This is a genomic window from Streptomyces yokosukanensis, from assembly GCF_001514035.1.
GTDB lineage: Bacteria > Actinomycetota > Actinomycetes > Streptomycetales > Streptomycetaceae > Streptomyces > Streptomyces yokosukanensis.
In genome coordinates this window covers 13,926-32,036 of record NZ_KQ948245.1, presented here as the reverse complement: position 1 = coordinate 32,036, position 18,111 = coordinate 13,926, and the positions used below count along the sequence as shown (strand labels likewise).

The following is an 18,111-nucleotide window of genomic DNA, read 5'->3' as shown; positions in this document are numbered from 1 at the left end:
CAACCGCATCCCGTCCACCGAGGCCACGAGCCCGCCGCCCCACGCGCTCGCGAGGCCGATGGACGCCTGGTGCTCGATCAGGGTCGCGTTCGCGGCCCGGTAGGTCGCGAGCCGCAGGTAGGTCTGGTCGACGTGGGAGAGCCGCCCGTACTTCAGCGCGTCGGTCCCGCCGATCACGGGGGTGTAGCCGACGTTGCAGCCGTGGGCGACGAGCAGCGCGGCGATCGTGACGTGCAGGTCCCTCAGGCGGGCCTCGCCACCGGTGACCGAGGTGAACGCTTGGTCGGCGCCGGTCCAGGAGAACACCTCCAGCAGCACCTCGGGCAGGTCCACGCGGGGCAGCATCGCGTTCACCGCGGCCCGCAGATCGAGCAGGGAGACCGGTTCGGGCTCCGGCTCCAGCGCGGCGAAGTGCAGCCGCCCGTCGTCGTCGAAGACGATCTGCGCGTTGCCCGGCAGGCGCCCGGCGACCTCCCGGTACGTGCCGTCCAGCAGCGCGGCCCGCGCCGCCAGGTGCTCGCCCGCCCGGCCCGGCAGTCCGAGCGAGGCCAGCACGGTCGGCCGAGCCTGCTCCCACGCCTCGCCGTCCAGCAGCTTCGCCCGCGGGTCGCCCCACTTCGAGGAGTTCCTCGCGAACACCTGCTTGCTTCGCAGCATCCGGTGCAGCTGCTCCAGCACGCAAAACGTGTACGCCTTCCAGTCCACCGTGCCCGGCTCCAGGTGGGGTGCCGAGAGCACCAGGCGCCGCCACGAGCCGACCAGCAGGCCGGTGTCGATCTCGGCCGGGCCGACATTCTTGCGACCCATGAGGTCCGGCAGCGACTTGAGCGCGTCCAGCACGGCCTCGCCCTCGGGGGTGGCGCCGAAGTCGACGACCGCGACCAGGAGCTTGAGGAACGGTCGGACGGTGCCGAACCGGCTGACCAGCATGGACCGCCACGCCTCGTCCGCATCGGAGTCCAGCGGCGGAGTCAGCTCGAACAGCGCGGCGATCGCGGAGGACAGCTCGTGCCGGGGCACCACCGCCTCGATCCGCTCCCACATCGCCTCGAACGACTCCACCGCCGGGCCGGTGACCTCCCCCGTGTCGGTGTCGACCAGCTCGCTTGTGGTGTCGAACACGACCTGGAACGCGGTCGCCAGCTTCGCCGAGGCCCGTTCCACGCGCGGCAGCGTCTTCATCTTCTCCTTGACCGTCTCGCGCTCGGCCTTGGCCAGCAGCTTCGTCGCGATCAGCACCTCCAGGAGGCCCAGCGCGTCGTCGACAGCCCGGGTCGTCAGGTAGACCGTCGTGGCCAGCAGCGTCGCCAGCCGGCGGGAATCGCCGTGGCGGCGCAGCAGCGATGCCTTGCCGTCCACGCCGTACCGGGACAGCTCCGCCAGCCGCCGGGGCGGGATCGCCGACGTGTCCAGGTCCCCCATGCCGAGGGCGGCGATCTCCTCCGCCCGCTGCAGCGACCACTTCATCTGCGGACCCGACACCCGCACCGGACCGCGTCGCACCCGGTCCAGCTCCGAGACCCGCTCACCCGGCGGCACGGTCAGCAGCGAGTCCAACACCGCCCGCTGACCGACGCTCAACAGCCCATACAGCGTGTCCCACAACCGCTGGTTCGCCGCCTCCCGCACTGTGCCCACCAGCCGGGCTAGACGGCTCGCTCCCGGCAGCAGCACCCGCCCCTCACACAGCCAGCCCGCCGCCGCGTCGAACAACGCCTTCGGCCCGTCCCCGGTCGTCCACGCCCGTGCGTCCAGCCAGACCACCAGCTCGTCGCGGACCTCGGCGAAGTCCCGCCAGCCCCCGGCCTCCTGGATCTCCCCGGCGTGCGTACGGGCCGTACCGTCCCGCTCGCCGTACAGCTTCAGGCACGAGGCGTCCGCGATCTCCAACTGCTCAGCCAGGTACTCGGCCACCTCCGCCGGCACCTGCCGCGGGTCCGGCATGAACCGGCCCAGGAACCGCACGCTCGTGAGCTGGACCGGGAACCCGAGCCGGTTGTGGGCCCGGCGCTTGGCCTGCACAGCCTCCCGGTCCGTGTCGTCCAGGAAGAAGTACCTCTCCAGCTCCGCCCGCGAGGGCACCTCATGAAACGACCCGTACCGGGCCGCCTGCTCGTCCGTCAGGAACTCGACCGCCACAACAGCTCTCCGAGGATCGACAACAACGACCCTCGAAGGCTCCGACGCTCAATCACCCCAGGTCAAAGCCCCAGCCGGCCCGGAGAACCCTTAGCGCACGATCTGACACCGATGTTCCTCAGACCCCTACCCGCACCCACAAGCTCACCCTGGGCCACAAGACCGCCAACCGCGTCCTCGCCGTCGGACGTGCACCGATCGCTTCGGAATGACTTACAGATGACGTTGACTCATCAGTAGCAGAGCTCGGGGTGCCGCCGAAACGAAGGCTCCTGACATGCTGGTGCGCATGGCAACTCTTGATGGAAAGCCCGCGTCCGCAGACGACTTGCTCGCCCTGGCCCTGACGAACGTCGGGCACTTCACGTCCATGCGCGTCTCCGAGGACGGCACCATCCGAGGCCTGACCCTGCACATGGAACGCCTCGTACGGGACTGCAAGACCGTCTGGAACGCGGACCTGAGTATCAACCGTGTCCGCTCCTACGTCCGGCAGACCGTGGAAGGGCAGCAGTCTCCCTGCGTCGTCCGCGTCACGATCTTCGACTCGAAGGTCGACATGGGACACCCAGCGGACGCTCACGACCCGCACATCCTCGTGTCGGTGCGCAAGGGCGGCGCTCTGCCTTCGAAACCGCTGCACGCCAAGAGCATGGTGTACGAGCGGGACCTGCCCAAGGTGAAGCACACCGGCCTCTTCGGCGCCCTACATACTCGTGGACTGGCTCAGGAAGCCGGCTTCGGCGACGCCCTGTTCGTCGGCCGGGACGGACTCGTGTCCGAAGGCGGCACTTGGAACGTCGCATTCGTCGACCAGGAGGACACGGTCGTGTGGCCCCAGGCACCCGTTCTGCCGGGCGTCACCATGGCGCTGCTGCAGCAGCACGCCGAACACCGAGTCGCGACCGTCACCCTGGACCAGGCCAAGGGCATGGCCGCTGCTTTCGCCACGAACACCTCGATCGGTGTTCGTCCCCTGGCTGCAATCGACGACTCGGAGTTCCTCCTGGAGGGGCGTGTACGGAACTTTGTGTAAGTCCTGGGCCATCACTTGGTGTTGAGCCGGTCCTCGAAGAAGAGTGAGAACTGGTTCAGTGCCTTCTTCCAGTGTGCCGCGACGTGGTTGACATCGCGCGCTCTGGGGGTGATCTGCTCGCGGACGGCGAGGTAGAGCACCTTCAACGCGGCCTGTTCCGAGGGGAAGTGCCCACGATGGCGAGTGGCTTTCCGCAGCCGTGCGTTGATCGACTCGATCAGGTTGGTCGAGTAGACGACCTTCCTTATCTCCGGCGGGAAGGCGAGGTAGGGGGTGAATTCGCTCCACACGGCGTGCCAGGTCCGCACGATCGCGGGATACCGCTGGCCCAGCTCGCCTGCGGCGAAGTCGGCGAGGGCCTGCTCGGTGGGGGCGGTGTAGATGGCCTTCAACTCCGTGACCAGCCTGGTGTGGTGCTGCTTGGAGGCGAACCTCAGCGAGGCGCGGATCAAGTGGATCACACATGTCTGAACGGTGGCCTTGGGCCAGGTCGCGGTGACCGCGTCGGGCAGGCCCTTCAGTCCGTCGCAGGCGACGATGCACACGTCCTCGACCCCGCGGTTGCGGAGCTCGGACAGCACGGTCATCCAGGTCGTGGCGCCTTCGCCCTCGTCGCCGACCCACAGGCCGAGCACGTCCTTGCAGCCGTCCATGTCCACCCCGACGGCGAGATAGACCGGTCGGGAGGACACGGACCCGGAGCGGATCTTCACCCACAGCGCGTCGATGTAGATGATCGGCCAGACGGCGTCCAGCGGTCTGTTCTGCCATGCGTCGAGCTCGTCGGTGACGGCGTCGGTGACTTTGCTGATCAGGTCCGGTGAGACCTGGACGCCGTACATGCCGGCCAGGTGCGAGCGGATGTCGCGCACCGACATGCCGCGCGCATACAGGGACAGGACCTGCTCGTTGAACCCTGCAAGTCGCCTGGCGTGCTTGGGCACCAGCTGCGGTTCGAAGGACCCGTCACGGTCCCTGGGAACGGCCAGCGTGACCGCCCCGGCATCGGTCAGCACCGTCTTCAGAGATGTGCCGTTGCGGCTGTTGCCCGAGCCGCGGCCTGCGGGATCGTGCTTCTCGTATCCGAGGTGGTCGGTCATCTCCGCGTCGAGGGCCCGTTCCAGCACGGCCCGGGTCACCTCCGTCAGCAGGCCGCCTTCGCCCAGCAGCGCAGCACCCGAGGCGTCGGCGCGGTCCAGCAGGCGCTCGACGACCTCATCGACGAGCTTGTCCTCGACCGGTTCGACGGCCGGGATCTCGTTGTCGTTCATGTCCGTCCGTCCCGGCTGGCCGAAGGCCCAGGTCAGAGCCCTGACCAGCCTGTCACATCACGGACTTACACGATCTTTCAGACACGCTCCACCGTGGTGATCGACCGTGACGGCCGGGCCGTTCCGTTGCGCGCCGCGTTGCTGGACTGAGTGGAGTCGGTGGCCACCGAGGTCGGCGGTGCGGCAGAAGAGTCCTGGTGAAGAGGCAGGTTTGCTACCTGACGAGCAAGACGCGGACCTGTGGGCGGGTGGATGCAGCAGCGAACCGCCCTTTTGACCGCGAAGGCAGCGCCCACGCGTCGGTTGTCGCGGGGGCGCCGTGAGGGGCCTTTAGTTGTCGGGTCCGAGGGTAGTGAGGTCGATGGTGCTGGTGATGGTTTTGTAGGCGTCGGTCGTGAGGTTGATGTGGTCGCCGGGGTCGTCGTCGTTGGGTGCGGTGTCGGTGTTGAGGATCAGCGGTGTGGGGTCTGCCTGGCTGGTGGGGTCGGGGACGGCGACGGTTGATTCGGCGTCGAGGCAGGTGACGGTGGGGGTGCTGAAGTCCACTTGGTCCGTGATCCAGGTGTTGGCCGCGACGCGGTTGGTGTCTGCGTCGGCGGTGCAGAGGGTGTAGCCCTGGCAGGGGGTGAGGGTGGAGAGGACGACTTTGATGCCCCAGCCGCGCAGCTGGGCCAGGAGTTGGTCGTAGCCCTGCTCGAGATCGGTGTCGTCGGTGCCGGCGACGATGTCTTTCAGGCCCTGATCGACGATGACGGTGGTGATGCCGGGCAGTGCGAGGACGTCGCGGTCCAGGCGCGTGAGCACGGCCGGTCCGCCTTGGGCCTGGTCGGTGGCGAGGCGGTTGTTCTCGACACCGGATGCGACGACGCCGTAGTCGGGGACCTGCTGGTCGTTGGTGCGCAGGGCGTTGGCGAGGTCGTCGGAGATGCGGGGGGAGACGAGACTGGCTTTGGTGCCGCTGGCGAGGGGGTCGGTGAGGTTGTCACCCAGTACGGCCACGGTGGGCTGGTTTCCGCTGGCGGTGACGTCGATCCCGGTGAGGATGTCGGTGAACTCGCCCCATTGCACGCCCGTGCCGGTGAAGGCGGTGGTGGCGGTGTCTGTGGTGTGGTCGCCGGAGCCGACGGCGCTGACGTACTGCACGGCGGCGCTGGCCCAGCTGTGCTGGACGAGGTAGGGCGCGCTGCCGGCGAGGTGAAGGCTGATCATGATGCGTTTGCCCGGTGTGGCGGTATACGAGGTCGGGTCGCTGTAGGTCTCGCCTCCGACCGGGATGGTGACCGTTCCGCTGCCTCCGTTGAAGGTGAGGTCGGCGGGGGTGGCGGTGGGGGCGGCGCCGGAGGACTGGGCGGCGATCGTGGTGTGGTCGATGGTCAGCGGCGTGCGGCCGAGAGCGTTCGACAGCCGGATGCGGACGCTGGATCCGGCAACGCTGGGGTTGGCGGCGATGCGGAAGGTCTGGTCCTTGTAGTCGGTGCCTTCGTAGTTGAACGTGCCTTCGTTGGGGGAGCTCCACGCGCCGGTCCACTTGGCGCCGCTGGGGGCGGTGGTGGTGTCGCGGAGAGCCATGCCGAACAAGTGGAGTCCGGGTACGTCCTGGCGGGCGGTGCTGCTCAGGTCGGGCAGGGTGACGGAACTGATCTGGGCGCCTGGCTTGAGGGGGACGGCGAAGGCGTAGATGTTGGTGCTGCGGGTCTCCTGGGTGCCGCTGGTGTGGTTGCGGTGGGGGAGGGTGACGGCGGCCAGGGCGTTGGAGCCGTAGACCCAGTCGGGCACGGTCAGGTGGTAGGCGCCGGTGGTGCCGTCGGCGTAGGTGATGGATCCGTAGGGGCCGCCGGCCCGGCAGTCTTCGTACTGTCCGTTGCCGAGGGTGCATTCGGCGCCGCTGACAGAGGTGCCGTCGGGGATGACGGGGCTGGAGTAGTCGTCCTCGGCGCGTTGGGAGCTGACGAAACCGTAGGTGGAGAAGCCGAGGAAGACCAGGGCGCGGCCGCTGCCGTTGTTCATCTGGATGGTCTGATTGGCGGCCATGACGTTGTCGCCCGCGGAGGAGGCGAAGCTGGGCAGGGGGAAGGTGGCGCCGTCGACGGTGATCTTGCCGTCGGGCTGCCAGCCGGCCGCCTTGAGGTCTTGCAGCGAGAGGGTGGCGCCGACGCCGTCGGCGTCGGCAGCTGCCTGGTTGCTGTTGTCGGTGACGGCGGTGTTGTTGAACGCGTCCTTGAGGGTGGCGTAGGTCTTGCTGGCGTGGCCGAGGGCGGTGAACTGGTACTGCTGCTGGGTCGAGACGTTCCCGGCGGAGTCGACGGCGTAGACGTAGAGGGTGTGCGTTCCCGGAGCCGTGGGGGTGACGGAGATCGTCGCGGCGTTGCCGGAGGCGGTGGCGACCTCGGAGCTCGGGGTGTTGGAGGTGGGGGGGCTGACGTCGAGGTTGTAGAGGAACTTGGTCGCGCTGTTGGTGCTGAGAGTGAAGTGGCCCGGGGTGCCGGCGGCCGTGGTGCCGGGGGAGTCCTCGGGATACGTGCCGTCCTTGTCCTTGACGGTCGGCTCGGCTGGCGCGGTGAGGTCGACGGTGAAGTGGCAGCTGGACGAGGCGGGGCTGGTGTCCTTGCCGTCGCCGGAGGTGACGTTCCAGCCCACCGTGTCGCCGGTCTTCAGCCCGCTCATGAACGAGGAGGACAGCTGCTTGGGAGCGTTCTGCCCGCTGGAGACAGTGGCACTGGTGGTCGTGGTGGAGCTGCCGCCGTTGACCCAGTACTTGTAGGTCGCCGCCAGGTCGTCCTTGTCACCGTCGCTGACCACGGCGTTGAGCGTGGGCGGAGTGGTGATGAGAGTCTTGCCGATGACCGGATAGGGGGCGGAGGTCCCGCAACCGACCGAGTGCGTGCCGAACTTCGCGGCCAGGCTGCCCGGCTTGCCGGGGATGTGGTTGAACTCGATCGACATCGAGGGGTTGTTGGCGAACCGCTTGAAGTAGTTGCCGTCGCCGCTTGATTCCTGGCTGTTGACCAGGGCGAAGGTCCAGCTGGAGTCCTTTGCGGCGGCCTTCTTGGCGATGGTGGAGGTCACATCGAAGCCACCGGAGGGTTCGCTGCTGCATGCGGGACCGAAGCTCTTGCCTGCCAGGTAGCTCGCCAGGCCGGGCTTGTTGTTCCACGTGGTGCCGGAACCGATGGCACCGCTGAGGTACAGCTTGACGGTGGAGGAGAGGCTGCAGCTGGCGGAGTAGTTCTCCTTGGCATCGACGGTAGCGGAGACGATGTGGGTGCCCCACACGGTGGAGGGGATGCCGAGCTGGAAGTAGGAACGCTCGTCTCCGATGCAGCCCGACCAGCTATTGTAGCCGACGCCGGGATCGCCGTACTGGGTGGAGTCGTAGTTCTTCGCCGACGGGCAGCCCTGCTGCGTCTCGACATAGTGCTGCTTGCTGCCGGAGGCGTAGTGCGGGTTCCAGGTCGGGTCGATGTAGACCGGGTAGTGGGTGCTGGAACCGCCGAGCAGCTTCTGGTCCGGCTTCAGCGACAGAGTGCCGCCGGTGACGTCGTCCGAGACACGCGCCACCTGGGCGCCGACACCGGGACCGGCAGAGCCGTCGTCCGTGCCGGCGGTATCAGCGGGCGCCGCGCTCGCCGTGTCGAGGGACGTGGTGAGCAGCTGGGTGGAGGCGCCGCCGGAGGAGGAGTCCCACATCACAGGCTGCGGGGCGCTGAACATCACCTGGCCGGCTGAGGTGGTGGCTTGCAGGTTGTCGTGGCCGTCGTCGGATACCGTCACGCCGGTGGCGTGGGTGGCCAGTTTCAGGGTGGCCAGGGCCGAGTCGTCGGCGGCCTCGGCGGTCTTGACGACGATCAGCTCGGAGAACCCGCCGACGGTGTTGGCCGTCAGTTTCAGATCCACGTCCTTGAGTACGTCGGGGTAGGTGATCGTGGCGCCGGACACGGTCGGTTTCGGCAGCGTCTGCGGCCAGGAGAAGGCCAGCTGAGCCTTGCCGCTGGCCATCGACGCCAGGGGCGCGCTGCCGCCGCCGGAGAAGATCAGGGGCTCTGCCGCTGCCTTGGGGCTGTAGCTGCCGTCGTCGTTTTGCTGAAGGGTGGCATCGACCGGCACCCATGCGCCGTCCTTGCGGACGCGTTCGGGTAGCAGGCTGGTGGTCCAGGTGACGGTGCCCGAGGGGTTGGCCTGGACCGTGGCGGTCTCGGTGGTCAAGGCGTCCACCTGGACGGGGCTTCCGGTGCCGGCCGCTTTGCTCTGGGCCGCTGCCAGGGCTGCCTGCTGCTCCTTGCTCAATCCCGAGTCGTCCGCGGTACGGGTGGTGCCCAGCGGGCCGTCCGGGTGCGACTCGGGCAGAGGCGGCGCCGGTGTGGAGATGGGCGACGTGCCGCCTCCATCAGCCGCGGCAGGTAGGGCGGGCGCCAGAGATAGTGACAGCGCACCAACGACGGCAGTGATCAGAAGACGGCCGGGTATCCGCGCTTTCTTTTTGAAAGTTCTGCTTGCTTTGTGCGGGCGGAAAGGACCGGACATCTGCCCCCCAGGTTGCGTCCGATGAGAAAGAGCCGATAGGCGACGAGGAGGCTACCCGGGATCGCGTCAACGGGACAACCAGTGGCCGAAAACCGACCGCTGCTTATCTATCCGGCGAGTGCGTGGTATGTGCATTTTTGCTTCCTCTGCGGCTAGTTGGAGACGTTCTTGGCCAATCGGCCTGGCCAGTGGTGAAATTGAGACGCGATCTGCCGTTCCTTGGCTGTCCCAAGGGTGGTTCATGACTGCCTCTATGCGAGATCTATACCGTGAAGGGCCTGTGAAAAGAGCCTTCATGCTGATCGAATATCCCTTCGGCAGTCACGCTGAATTGGGGGGTCAGGAGTGCGTCGGAATTCGCTGTGGCGGATTTATGGAAGGGCGATGCGGATACGCAAATTCCCTGCCTTCTGGATCGCCGTCATCACCGCACTCGGGATACTGGCAGGCCTGATTACTCCTCAGGCCGCACTCGCCGCAGACCACCGGCCGAACTATCTCGTCAAGACGAAGACGGAACGCTCCGTCCCGGTGCGGCCCGTCAAGGGCAAAGCCGTTGCCGTGCCGCGGATGGCCCGCTGGAACCCCGGCACGGCGCGCAGAGCCTGGCCCGCCGCGGGGAGTGCCGATGCGGCGGTACCGGCCCGCGGAGCCGCCGCCCAGCACGCAGGCCACCTGCCAGTGTCCCTGACAGCCGCCAAGCAAGGGCACCGCGCACCGTCCGGCATAAAGCTGCATGTGCGGCTCCCGGGCCAGGCGGCCGCGCAGAAGCTCGCAATGCGCGGTGTGGTCTTCACCGTCCAGCCGGATACGAAGACCTCCGGCGGCAGCGCCCGACTGAGCCTTGACTACGCGGCGTTCAAGGACGCCTACGGCGGTGACTGGGCCGGCCGACTGCACCTGGTACGGCTCCCGGCCTGCGCCCTTTCGACCCCGGCCAAGGCCGCCTGCCGTACCCAGAGCCCCCTCGCTTCCGCGAACAACGCCAAAACCCAGACCGTCTCCGCGGACGTCACACTGCCCACCCGCACAACAGCCGGACAGTCCGCAGCTGCTCAGCCGATGGTGCTGGCGGCGGTCGCCGGCACCTCCGGAGGCGGCGGCTCCTACGCGGCCACCTCGCTGTCCCCGTCCGGACAGTGGTCCGCCGGAGGCTCCAGCGGCGGCTTCTCCTACTCGTACCCCATCACGGTGCCCGACGTTCCCGGCAGCCTGGTCCCGAGCGTCGGCCTGAGCTACAGCTCCCAGAGCGTGGACGGGCGCACCTCCTCGACCAACGCCCAGTCCTCCTGGATCGGCGACGGCTGGGACTACTCGCCCGGCTTCGTTGAGCGCAGCTACCCGTCCTGCTCCGACGACACGGCAAACGGCACCCCGAAGACCGCCGACGAATGCTGGTCGGATGCCGCCCAGAGCCTCACCCTTTCACTCAACGGCTCCTCCAACACCCTGGTCCACGACGACAAAACCAACACGTGGCACCCGCAGGGCGACAACGGCGAGAAGATCGAGGTCAAGACCGACACGGTCAACGACGACAACGACCACGAGTACTTCGTCGTCACCACCGCCGACGGCACTCAGTACTACTTCGGCCTCAACCGGCTGCCCGGCTGGGCCACGGGCAACGCCACCACCAACTCGGTGTTCACCGCCCCCGTCTACGGCAACGACACCGGCGAACCGTGCCACGCCTCCACCTTCGCCGTCTCCTGGTGCCAGCAGGGCTACCGGTGGAATCTCGACTACGTCGTCGACAGTCACGGCAACGCCATCAGCTACTGGTACACCCAAGAGACCGGCTACTACGGCCGCGACAACGCCACCACGGCCACTCCGTACACCCGCGGCGGCTACCTCACCAAGATCCAGTACGGGCAGCTCGCGGGGAAGGTATACGACACCACCAACGCCCCCGCCGCAGCCCAGGTCTTCTTCGACACCTCAGAGCGCTGCCTGCCCGACTCCAGCTTCGACTGCGCCACCTCGAAGATGACGACGGCCAACGCCTCGCACTGGCCCGACGTCCCCGTCGACCAGACCTGCCCACCCTCGGGCACCTGCAACAACCACGGGCCGGCATTCTTCACCACCCAGCGCCTGACCGGCATCCGCACCCAGACCCTGGTCGGCACCGCCTACCAGGACGTGGACGCCTGGTCCCTGAGCCACACCTTCCCCCCGACCGGGGACACCACCACCCCGTCACTGTGGCTGTCCTCCATCACCCACACCGGCAAGGACGGCGGCACCCTCGCCCTTCCCCCGGTCAAGTTCGCCGGACAGGCCCTGGCGAACCGGGTCGACGGCCTGGACGGCTACCAGCCGATCACCCGCTACCGCCTGACCACCGTGACCACCGAGTCCGGCGAAGTGATCACCGTCAACTACTCCAGCCCCCAGTGCCACCGCGCCGGCACCACGGTGCTTCCCTCCAGCGAGGACAACAACACCTACCGCTGCTACCCGTCGTACTGGACCCCGCCGGGCCAGACCTCTCCGCAGCTGGACTGGTTCAACAAGTTCGTCGTCAACTCCGTCACCACCGAGGACCCCACCGCACACGGCCTGCCCGTCCAGACCTCCTACAGCTACCTCGGCGATCCGGCCTGGCACTTCAACGATGACCCGCTCACCCAGGCCAAGTACCGCACCTGGAACCAGTGGCGCGGCTACGGCAAGGTCGAAACCCGCACCGGCACCTCACCGGCGAAGATCACGCTGCAGCGTGAGACCTACTTCCGGGGCATGGACGGCGACAAGACGTCCTCCGGCACCCGCAGCGTCACCCTCAACGACCGCGCCGGCGACGACGCTCAGAAAGACTCCGACTGGCTCGCGGGCCAGGCCTTCGAGACGGAAGGCTTCAACGGCGACGGCGGCACCCTGCTGTCGGACGAGATCACCGACCCCTGGACCTCACCGGCCACAGCCACCCAGTCCCGGACCAAGGCGGGCCTGGACGATCTGGTGGCCCACCGCACCAACATCAAACGCACCCGCGCCATCACCACCAAAGCTGACGGCACCCAGCGCACCACCGAGACCGACTACAGCATCAACGACGCCACCGGCCTGCCCGATTCCGTCGACGACCGCGGTGACACCTCCACCACCACCGACGACAAGTGCACCCACACCTGGTACGCCAAGGACGCCTCGGGCAACACCCTGCCCGTCCCGCGCCGGGTCCAGCAGGTCGCCGTCTCCTGCTCTGCCACCCCGAAGTACCCCGACGATCTGATCAGCGACGACCTGACCTTCTTCGACCTGCACACCGATAACACCGCTCCGCCCACCAAGGGCGACGTCACAATGGTCCAGAAGGCCGACTCCGTCGCCAGCGACGGCACCGCGCACTACATCACCGCGCTGAAGAACACCTATGACGACTACGGCCGCGAACTCACCGAGACCGACGCCGACAACCGCACCACCACCACGGCCTACAACCCCACCACAGGCACCGCCCCGACCTCCATCAAGGTCACCCCGCCCAAGGTCACCGGCCAGAGCACCGCCTTCAGCACGACCACCACCCTCGACCCGGGCCGCGGCCTGGACCTGAAGACCACCGACGCCGCCGGCTACTCCACCACCAGCACCTACGACCCGCTGGGCCGCCTCACCGCCGTCTGGAACCCGGGCTTCACCACCAGCAACAACCCCAACACCAAGTACAGCTATCACCTCACCCCCGACGCCCCGTCGACCGTCACCACCCAGACGCTGCTCGACAACAACACCTACCGCACCTCCATCTCCCTCTACGACGCCATTCTGCGCCCCAGGGAGACCCAGACATCGACGGTCGACGGCGGCCGGGTCATCACCGACACCGTCTACGACAGCCACGGCTGGGCGGTGAGTTCCTCGGCCCCCTACTACAACAGCGGCGCCCCCTCCAGCACGCTGGTGGACGCACCCGACAACCAGACCCCCTCCCAGACCGGAACGGTCTACGACGGCGCGGGCCGCGTCACCGACTCGATCGCCTATCACTTCGCCTCGGAGACCTGGCGCACCACCACCGCCTACCCCGGCTCCGACCGCGTCGACGTCACCCCGCCCGGCGGCGCCACACCCACCAGCACCTACACCGACGCCCGCGGCCAGACCGTCAAACTGCTGCGGTACCACGGCAGCACCCCCGCCGGGGCCGCGGACACGGTCACCTACTCCTACGACACCGCCGGACACCAGATCGGCCAGGACGACGGCCAGGGCCACACCTGGACCAGCCACTACGACCTGCTGGGCCGCCGCACCTCCCAGACCGACCCCGACACCGGCTCCTCCAGCTCCACCTATGACAACGCCGGCCAGCTGCTCACCACCACCGACAACCGCGGCAAGGCCGTCAGCTACAAGTACGACGAGATGGGCCGCAAGACCACCGAGTACGACACCACCGGCGGCGTCGACCCGTCCACGAGCAACGAGGTTGCCGCCTGGACGTACGACACGCTGAAGAAGGGCAAGCCCACCTCCTCCACCCGGTACGTGGGCGGCACCTCAGGCAGCGCCTACACCAGCAAGGTCCTCGGCTACGACAGCCACGGCTGGGTCCAGGCCACCCAGCTCGTCATCCCCTCGGCCGAGGGAGCACTGGCCGGTACCTACCTCCACCAGAACCGGTACAACCTGACCGGCACGCTGCAGTCCTACACCGACCAGGACCCGACCGCCGTCACGCTCCCGGAAGAGACGGTCTCCTACACCTACGACGCCTACGACCGGCCCATCGGCGTCGGCGGCGATACCAACGGCTGGGCCTACGTCAGCGGCCTGACCTATACCGAGTTCGACGAACCCCAGCAGTTCGCCTACGGAACCTCCGGCAATTTCGCCCAGCAGACCCTCAACTACGACGACCAGACCCACCGGCTCACCGGCGACACACTCGTCACCCAGTCCGGCGCCGCGATCGCCGACAAGACCTCCTACGCCTACCAGCCCTCCGGCAACGTCACAAAGATCGCCGACAAGCAGGAGACTGGCCAGACTGACACCCAGTGCTTCAACTACGACTGGGCACAGCGCCTGAAGGCCGCCTGGACGGCCACCGACGACTGCCAGGCCACCCCCGCCCCCGGCGCCTCCTCCACCGTGGGCGGGCCCTCCCCGTACTGGCAGAGCTGGACCTACGACAACACCGGCGCCCGCCAGACCCAGGTCGACCACGACCCCTCCGGCGACACCTCCCACGACACCACCGCCACCTACACCCCCTTCACCACCCCCGGCACAGGCGACCCGGCCCACGCCGTCTCCCAGGTGGACAAGGTCACCCCGGCCGACCCGACCTCCAACACCACCAACTCCTACACCTACGACGAAGACGGCAACGTCCAGACCCGCACCACCCGCGCCGGCACCGACACCTTCACCTACGACGACGAAGGCAACCTCGCCGAACTCGCCTCCACCGGCAGCGCCGGCGACACCAAGTACCTGTACGACCCCGACGGCAACCTCCTCATCCGCCACAGCCTCGACGCCACCACCCTCTACACCGGCGACGAGGAGATCACCCTCAAGAAGGACGCCACCAGCGCCGACGGCCTGCGCTACATCTCCCTCGCCGGCCAAACCGTGGCCACCCACTCCTCCGACGGCCACTTCACCTACCTCATCCCCGACCGCGAGGGCACCAGCACCCTCGCCGTCGACTCCCAGACCCAGAAGGTCACCCGCCGCCAGTACAAGCCCTTCGGCGAGCAACGCGACCAGACCGGCACCTGGAGTGCCGGCCAACGCGGCTACGTCGGCGGCACACAGGACGACAACACCGGCCTGACCAACCTCGGCGCCCGCGAATACGACCCCTCCATCGGCCGCTTCCTCAGCCCCGACCCTCTCCTCGACCCCGGCGCACCGCAGTCCTGGAACGCCTACGACTACGCCGACGACACCCCCGTCACCACCTCCGACCCCTCCGGCGGCTGCGCGGACATTGACTGCCCGACCCGCAACTGCCCGGCCTGCCTCAACCGCACCCCTACCGACAAAAACCCCAACAACAAGGCCCTGCACGACTACCCCGGCTCGGGCAGCACCCCTACCAATACCAAGTCCTACGCCAAGCGCTACAAGGCCGACATCAGCAACACCGCCGCCCACGCCCAGCAGGAAGAACGCGCCCTCGAACGACAGAAAGCCACAGCCGACGCGACAGCAGCAGCTGCGAAAAGACAGGCAACCGGCTTCAAGCACCAACTGCTCAGCCTGGTCGCGGACGTCATCGGCCTCACCGACGCCTACAACTGCTTCACCAAGGGCGACGTCATGGGCTGCGTCAACACGGCCCTGACTGCCGTCCCCTGGGGCAAAGCGTTCGAAGCCATCAAGGTCGGCGTCGAAGCCTTCAAAGTCTGGCGTGCCCTCGACCGCGCCTACACCGCCGTCAAGGACGCTGAGGAAGCCGCCAAGATCGCCGACGACGCGGTGGAAGCCGAACGCGCCTACTTGGAAGCGGAGAAGGTCGAAAGCGCCGGCACAGACGCAGCAAGCTGCGCCGTACACAGCTTCACTGCCAGTACCGGGGTACGTCTGGCCGACGGCTCATCCAAACCGATCAGCCAAATCAAAACAGGCGACACAGTCCTCGCCACAGACCCACAGACCGGCATCACCGCACCGGAAAACGTCCAGAACGTCATCGTCACCCACACCGACCGCGACTTCACCACCATCACCGTGGACGCCACCCCGGTCCGCGGCCCACCCCACACCAGCAAGCACCAGCCCCAGACTCTCACCACCACCTGGCACCACCCCTTCTGGGACGCCAGCCGCCACCGCTGGGTCGATGCCCACAACCTCACCCCCGGCACCAAGCTGCGCCGGCCCGACAGAACCACCGTCACCGTCACCGCAGTGCGCAACTTCCACCAGGACAAGACGACCTACGACCTCACCGTCGGCACACTCCACACGTACTATGTACTCGCCGGGACTACCCCGGTATTGGTGCACAACTGCAATGAAGCGGGCGATTATCTCTATCGCGGAATTCCCAAGGGGCATCCCGCGTATGACGATGCCCTTCAGGGACGCGCAGTGCCCAGAGGTGGCCATTCCGACCCTGGGCGCCATGCTGGAGGTAATACCGAAAGCGAGTTCACCTCGTGGACCCACGACTATGAAGGCGTGGCCCTTGATGCTGCAGAGGAGCTTGGTCCGGGTGGAATTGTTCTGAGGATTCCAAGGTCCAGTGTTCCGAAGGGAATCGACACTCAGATTCACGGTACGGACTTGGAATCGTACGAGGAGATGGAGCATGCGCTCCGCGGCCCAGTAGGAGGCGCGGAGATCAGCATCAACAGAGGGCCGTGGACTCTGCCAGGGGGGTAGGGTCCTGCATGAGACAGCCTGCTGGGGTCGAGTGCGACAACTTGGCCCCGGCAGGCTATGACCTGGAGGTAAGCGCCTTGGAGCGGATCAAACTCGCCGAACTCCTCGTAGGTGATAGGGAGATCTTCCGCCTTTGCAGATCCGCATTGACTGGCGGTGCCGATTTCGAAGTATGGATCGAGCCGACATCGACTCGTGAGGTCGCGTCCATATATTCCCGTCGGATGCGGACCATGAATCGAACTGGGCAACCTTCAATCGGCGTATCCGAGGCGGTTGCCGATCTCGAAGCGTGCACAGAGACGGAACTCCTTATCGGATATGTCGATGATCGCCCGACAGGCGGGTACTATTTCCAGATCTTCCTGACGTCGAGTTTCGAGAAGGTAATTTCATGCCTTGGAGTCCGACCGTCATTCACGGATTCCGATCCGATGGATTCCGAATAATTCTGTTCGGCTGAGAAATTCCGAGGCGACCCCTTGAAAATAGCGCAGAGGCCCCACCGGAGATTTGTTCCGGTGGGGCCTCTGGGGCCTCTGGGGTGTCTGACGGCAGTAGTTGACGGCAACGTCAGCGGACGGGGGCCGCGCAGAGGGGTGGTTCGTCGCTGTCGTCGGGCTTGCTGGCGATCTCGGCGGAGGTGCGGAGGGCGTGGCCGAGGAGGTCGATGGCGTCGCGCTGGAGGCGGAGTCGGACGTGGGCATACACCGTCGCGGTCACGCCGATGTGTGCATGCCCCAACAGCGGCGGCTCGGGCGGCGGTGGCGAACCAGGCGCGGGACTCCCGGCGGCTACCCAGGTCGTGTAAGACGATCGCGGTCATCCCGGCCATCTGCCCGGCTGTCCGGCACAACCTGGCCCGTACAGGGGCGGGCTGCGGAACGCTGAGCAGCGGGCGCAGGGTCGTGAAGTCCGTGACCAGGTCGGCCAGCACGCGGGTTGGTGCTTGTCCGTGATAGCCGTACCCGTAGCTCTCGGCTGCGGCCTCGAGGTCGGCCAGGTCCTGGGGAGTGTCGGGGGAGAGGGTCTGGTCGACGTCGGTCCGGGCGGCAGTGAGCGCGGCGAGGGCCGGAGCGGTGAGGCCGGCGGCCAGTGCGCCGCGCAGCAGGTTGCGGCGCTTCATCGGATCTTCTCCATGGTCGGACTCCGTGCTGAGAACGGCGGTGTCTTCCCAGGGTTGCGCAGCAAGCCCCAGTAGGGCACCGGGAATGCGCAGTCCGCCGGCGATCCGCTCGACAGTCGTGAGCGCGGTGACAGATGTGGCGCCCCGGGCGATCTGGCTGACCCGCTCAGCCTTGAGCGCGCACGCTTCGGCGATCCGGTTGAAGGAGATCCCCGCGTCGTGGGCCATGGCGAACACCGTGGTGAAGTCCCGCTCGCGCAAGGCACGGACGAACGCGGGGTCGGTTAGCAGGCGGTGCGGCACTTGAGCGGGTGACGGCGGTAAGTCGTCCACAAGGCCCCCAGAAATCTCGTGGAATGACAGAGCGTCAGCCCAACGACCATACCCACCGCGGGGGCCCCATCACGGGGTTATCGCTCGCGTGGTTCGCGGCTGTACTGGCGATGTTCGGCCGCGGCTATCCAGGCCCGGCCACCAGCCCCGCAGGAGGATTCCATGCAGAGTCCCGCCACGCCCCCGCCCGCCACGTCCGGGCCGTCGACCGGCGGCCTGGTCCGTTCCCGCCGGTCGATCGTCGCCGCCCGGGGCCGCAACGCCATCCCCTCGGACGGCGGCGGCACCGGCAAGAGCGACGGCAACGACTGACGGATCGGGAGCCCTGA

Annotated in this window: 7 protein-coding genes; 3 read left to right on the top strand and 4 right to left on the bottom strand. The window is 67.5% G+C overall.

Going from position 1 to position 18,111, the window contains the following annotated elements; all coding sequences use genetic code 11:
* Positions 1-2,139: Tn3 family transposase (locus AQI95_RS42850; RefSeq protein WP_067136763.1), on the bottom strand; the 2,139-nt coding region annotated here is incomplete at its 3' end.
* A gap of 289 nt (positions 2,140-2,428) precedes the next feature.
* On the opposite strand from AQI95_RS42850, the gene AQI95_RS42845 reads away from it, so the two are divergent.
* Positions 2,429-3,175 (top strand): aminotransferase class IV, encoded by a 747-nt coding sequence (locus tag AQI95_RS42845; protein WP_167362006.1) that lies wholly within the window; start codon positions 2,429-2,431, stop codon positions 3,173-3,175.
* Positions 3,176-3,186: 11 nt separating this feature from the next.
* Here the strand turns inward: AQI95_RS42845 and AQI95_RS42840 are convergent, their stop codons facing one another.
* Together AQI95_RS42840 and AQI95_RS42835 are read right to left on the bottom strand one after the other, a co-directional pair.
* Positions 3,187-4,446: an IS256 family transposase gene (locus AQI95_RS42840; RefSeq protein WP_067136760.1), complete on the bottom strand. Its 1,260-nt coding sequence runs from the start codon at positions 4,444-4,446 to the stop codon at positions 3,187-3,189.
* A 330-nt stretch (positions 4,447-4,776) separates the two neighbouring features.
* A complete protein-coding gene (locus AQI95_RS42835) occupies positions 4,777-8,658 on the bottom strand; it encodes a hypothetical protein (protein WP_244189092.1) in 3,882 nt (1,293 codons plus the stop codon).
* Positions 8,659-9,351: 693 nt separating this feature from the next.
* Here AQI95_RS42835 and AQI95_RS50020 point away from each other — a divergent pair.
* Positions 9,352-16,323: an RHS repeat-associated core domain-containing protein gene (locus AQI95_RS50020; RefSeq protein WP_279617060.1), complete on the top strand. Its 6,972-nt coding sequence runs from the start codon at positions 9,352-9,354 to the stop codon at positions 16,321-16,323.
* A 573-nt stretch (positions 16,324-16,896) separates the two neighbouring features.
* On the opposite strand, the gene AQI95_RS47730 is transcribed toward AQI95_RS50020, so the two are convergent.
* Positions 16,897-17,046, bottom strand: a complete 150-nt coding sequence (locus tag AQI95_RS47730; RefSeq protein WP_159056730.1) for a hypothetical protein — start codon at positions 17,044-17,046, stop codon at positions 16,897-16,899.
* 898 nt (positions 17,047-17,944) lie between these two features.
* Between AQI95_RS47730 and AQI95_RS48200 the strand changes: the two genes are divergently transcribed.
* On the top strand, positions 17,945-18,094 hold the full coding sequence (locus AQI95_RS48200; protein WP_167362005.1) for a hypothetical protein: 150 nt from the start codon (positions 17,945-17,947) through the stop codon (positions 18,092-18,094).
* Positions 18,095-18,111 lie beyond the last annotated feature (17 nt).

Excerpts from the sequence above, each read along its gene's own strand:
- AQI95_RS42845 (WP_167362006.1), top strand. The coding sequence starts at position 2,429 with ATGGCAACTCTTGATGGAAAGCCCGCGTCCGCAGACGACTTGCTCGCC.
- AQI95_RS42840 (WP_067136760.1), bottom strand. The coding sequence starts at position 4,446 with ATGAACGACAACGAGATCCCGGCCGTCGAACCGGTCGAGGACAAGCTC.
- AQI95_RS48200 (WP_167362005.1), top strand. The coding sequence starts at position 17,945 with ATGCAGAGTCCCGCCACGCCCCCGCCCGCCACGTCCGGGCCGTCGACC.
- AQI95_RS50020 (WP_279617060.1), top strand. The coding sequence starts at position 9,352 with ATGCGGATACGCAAATTCCCTGCCTTCTGGATCGCCGTCATCACCGCA.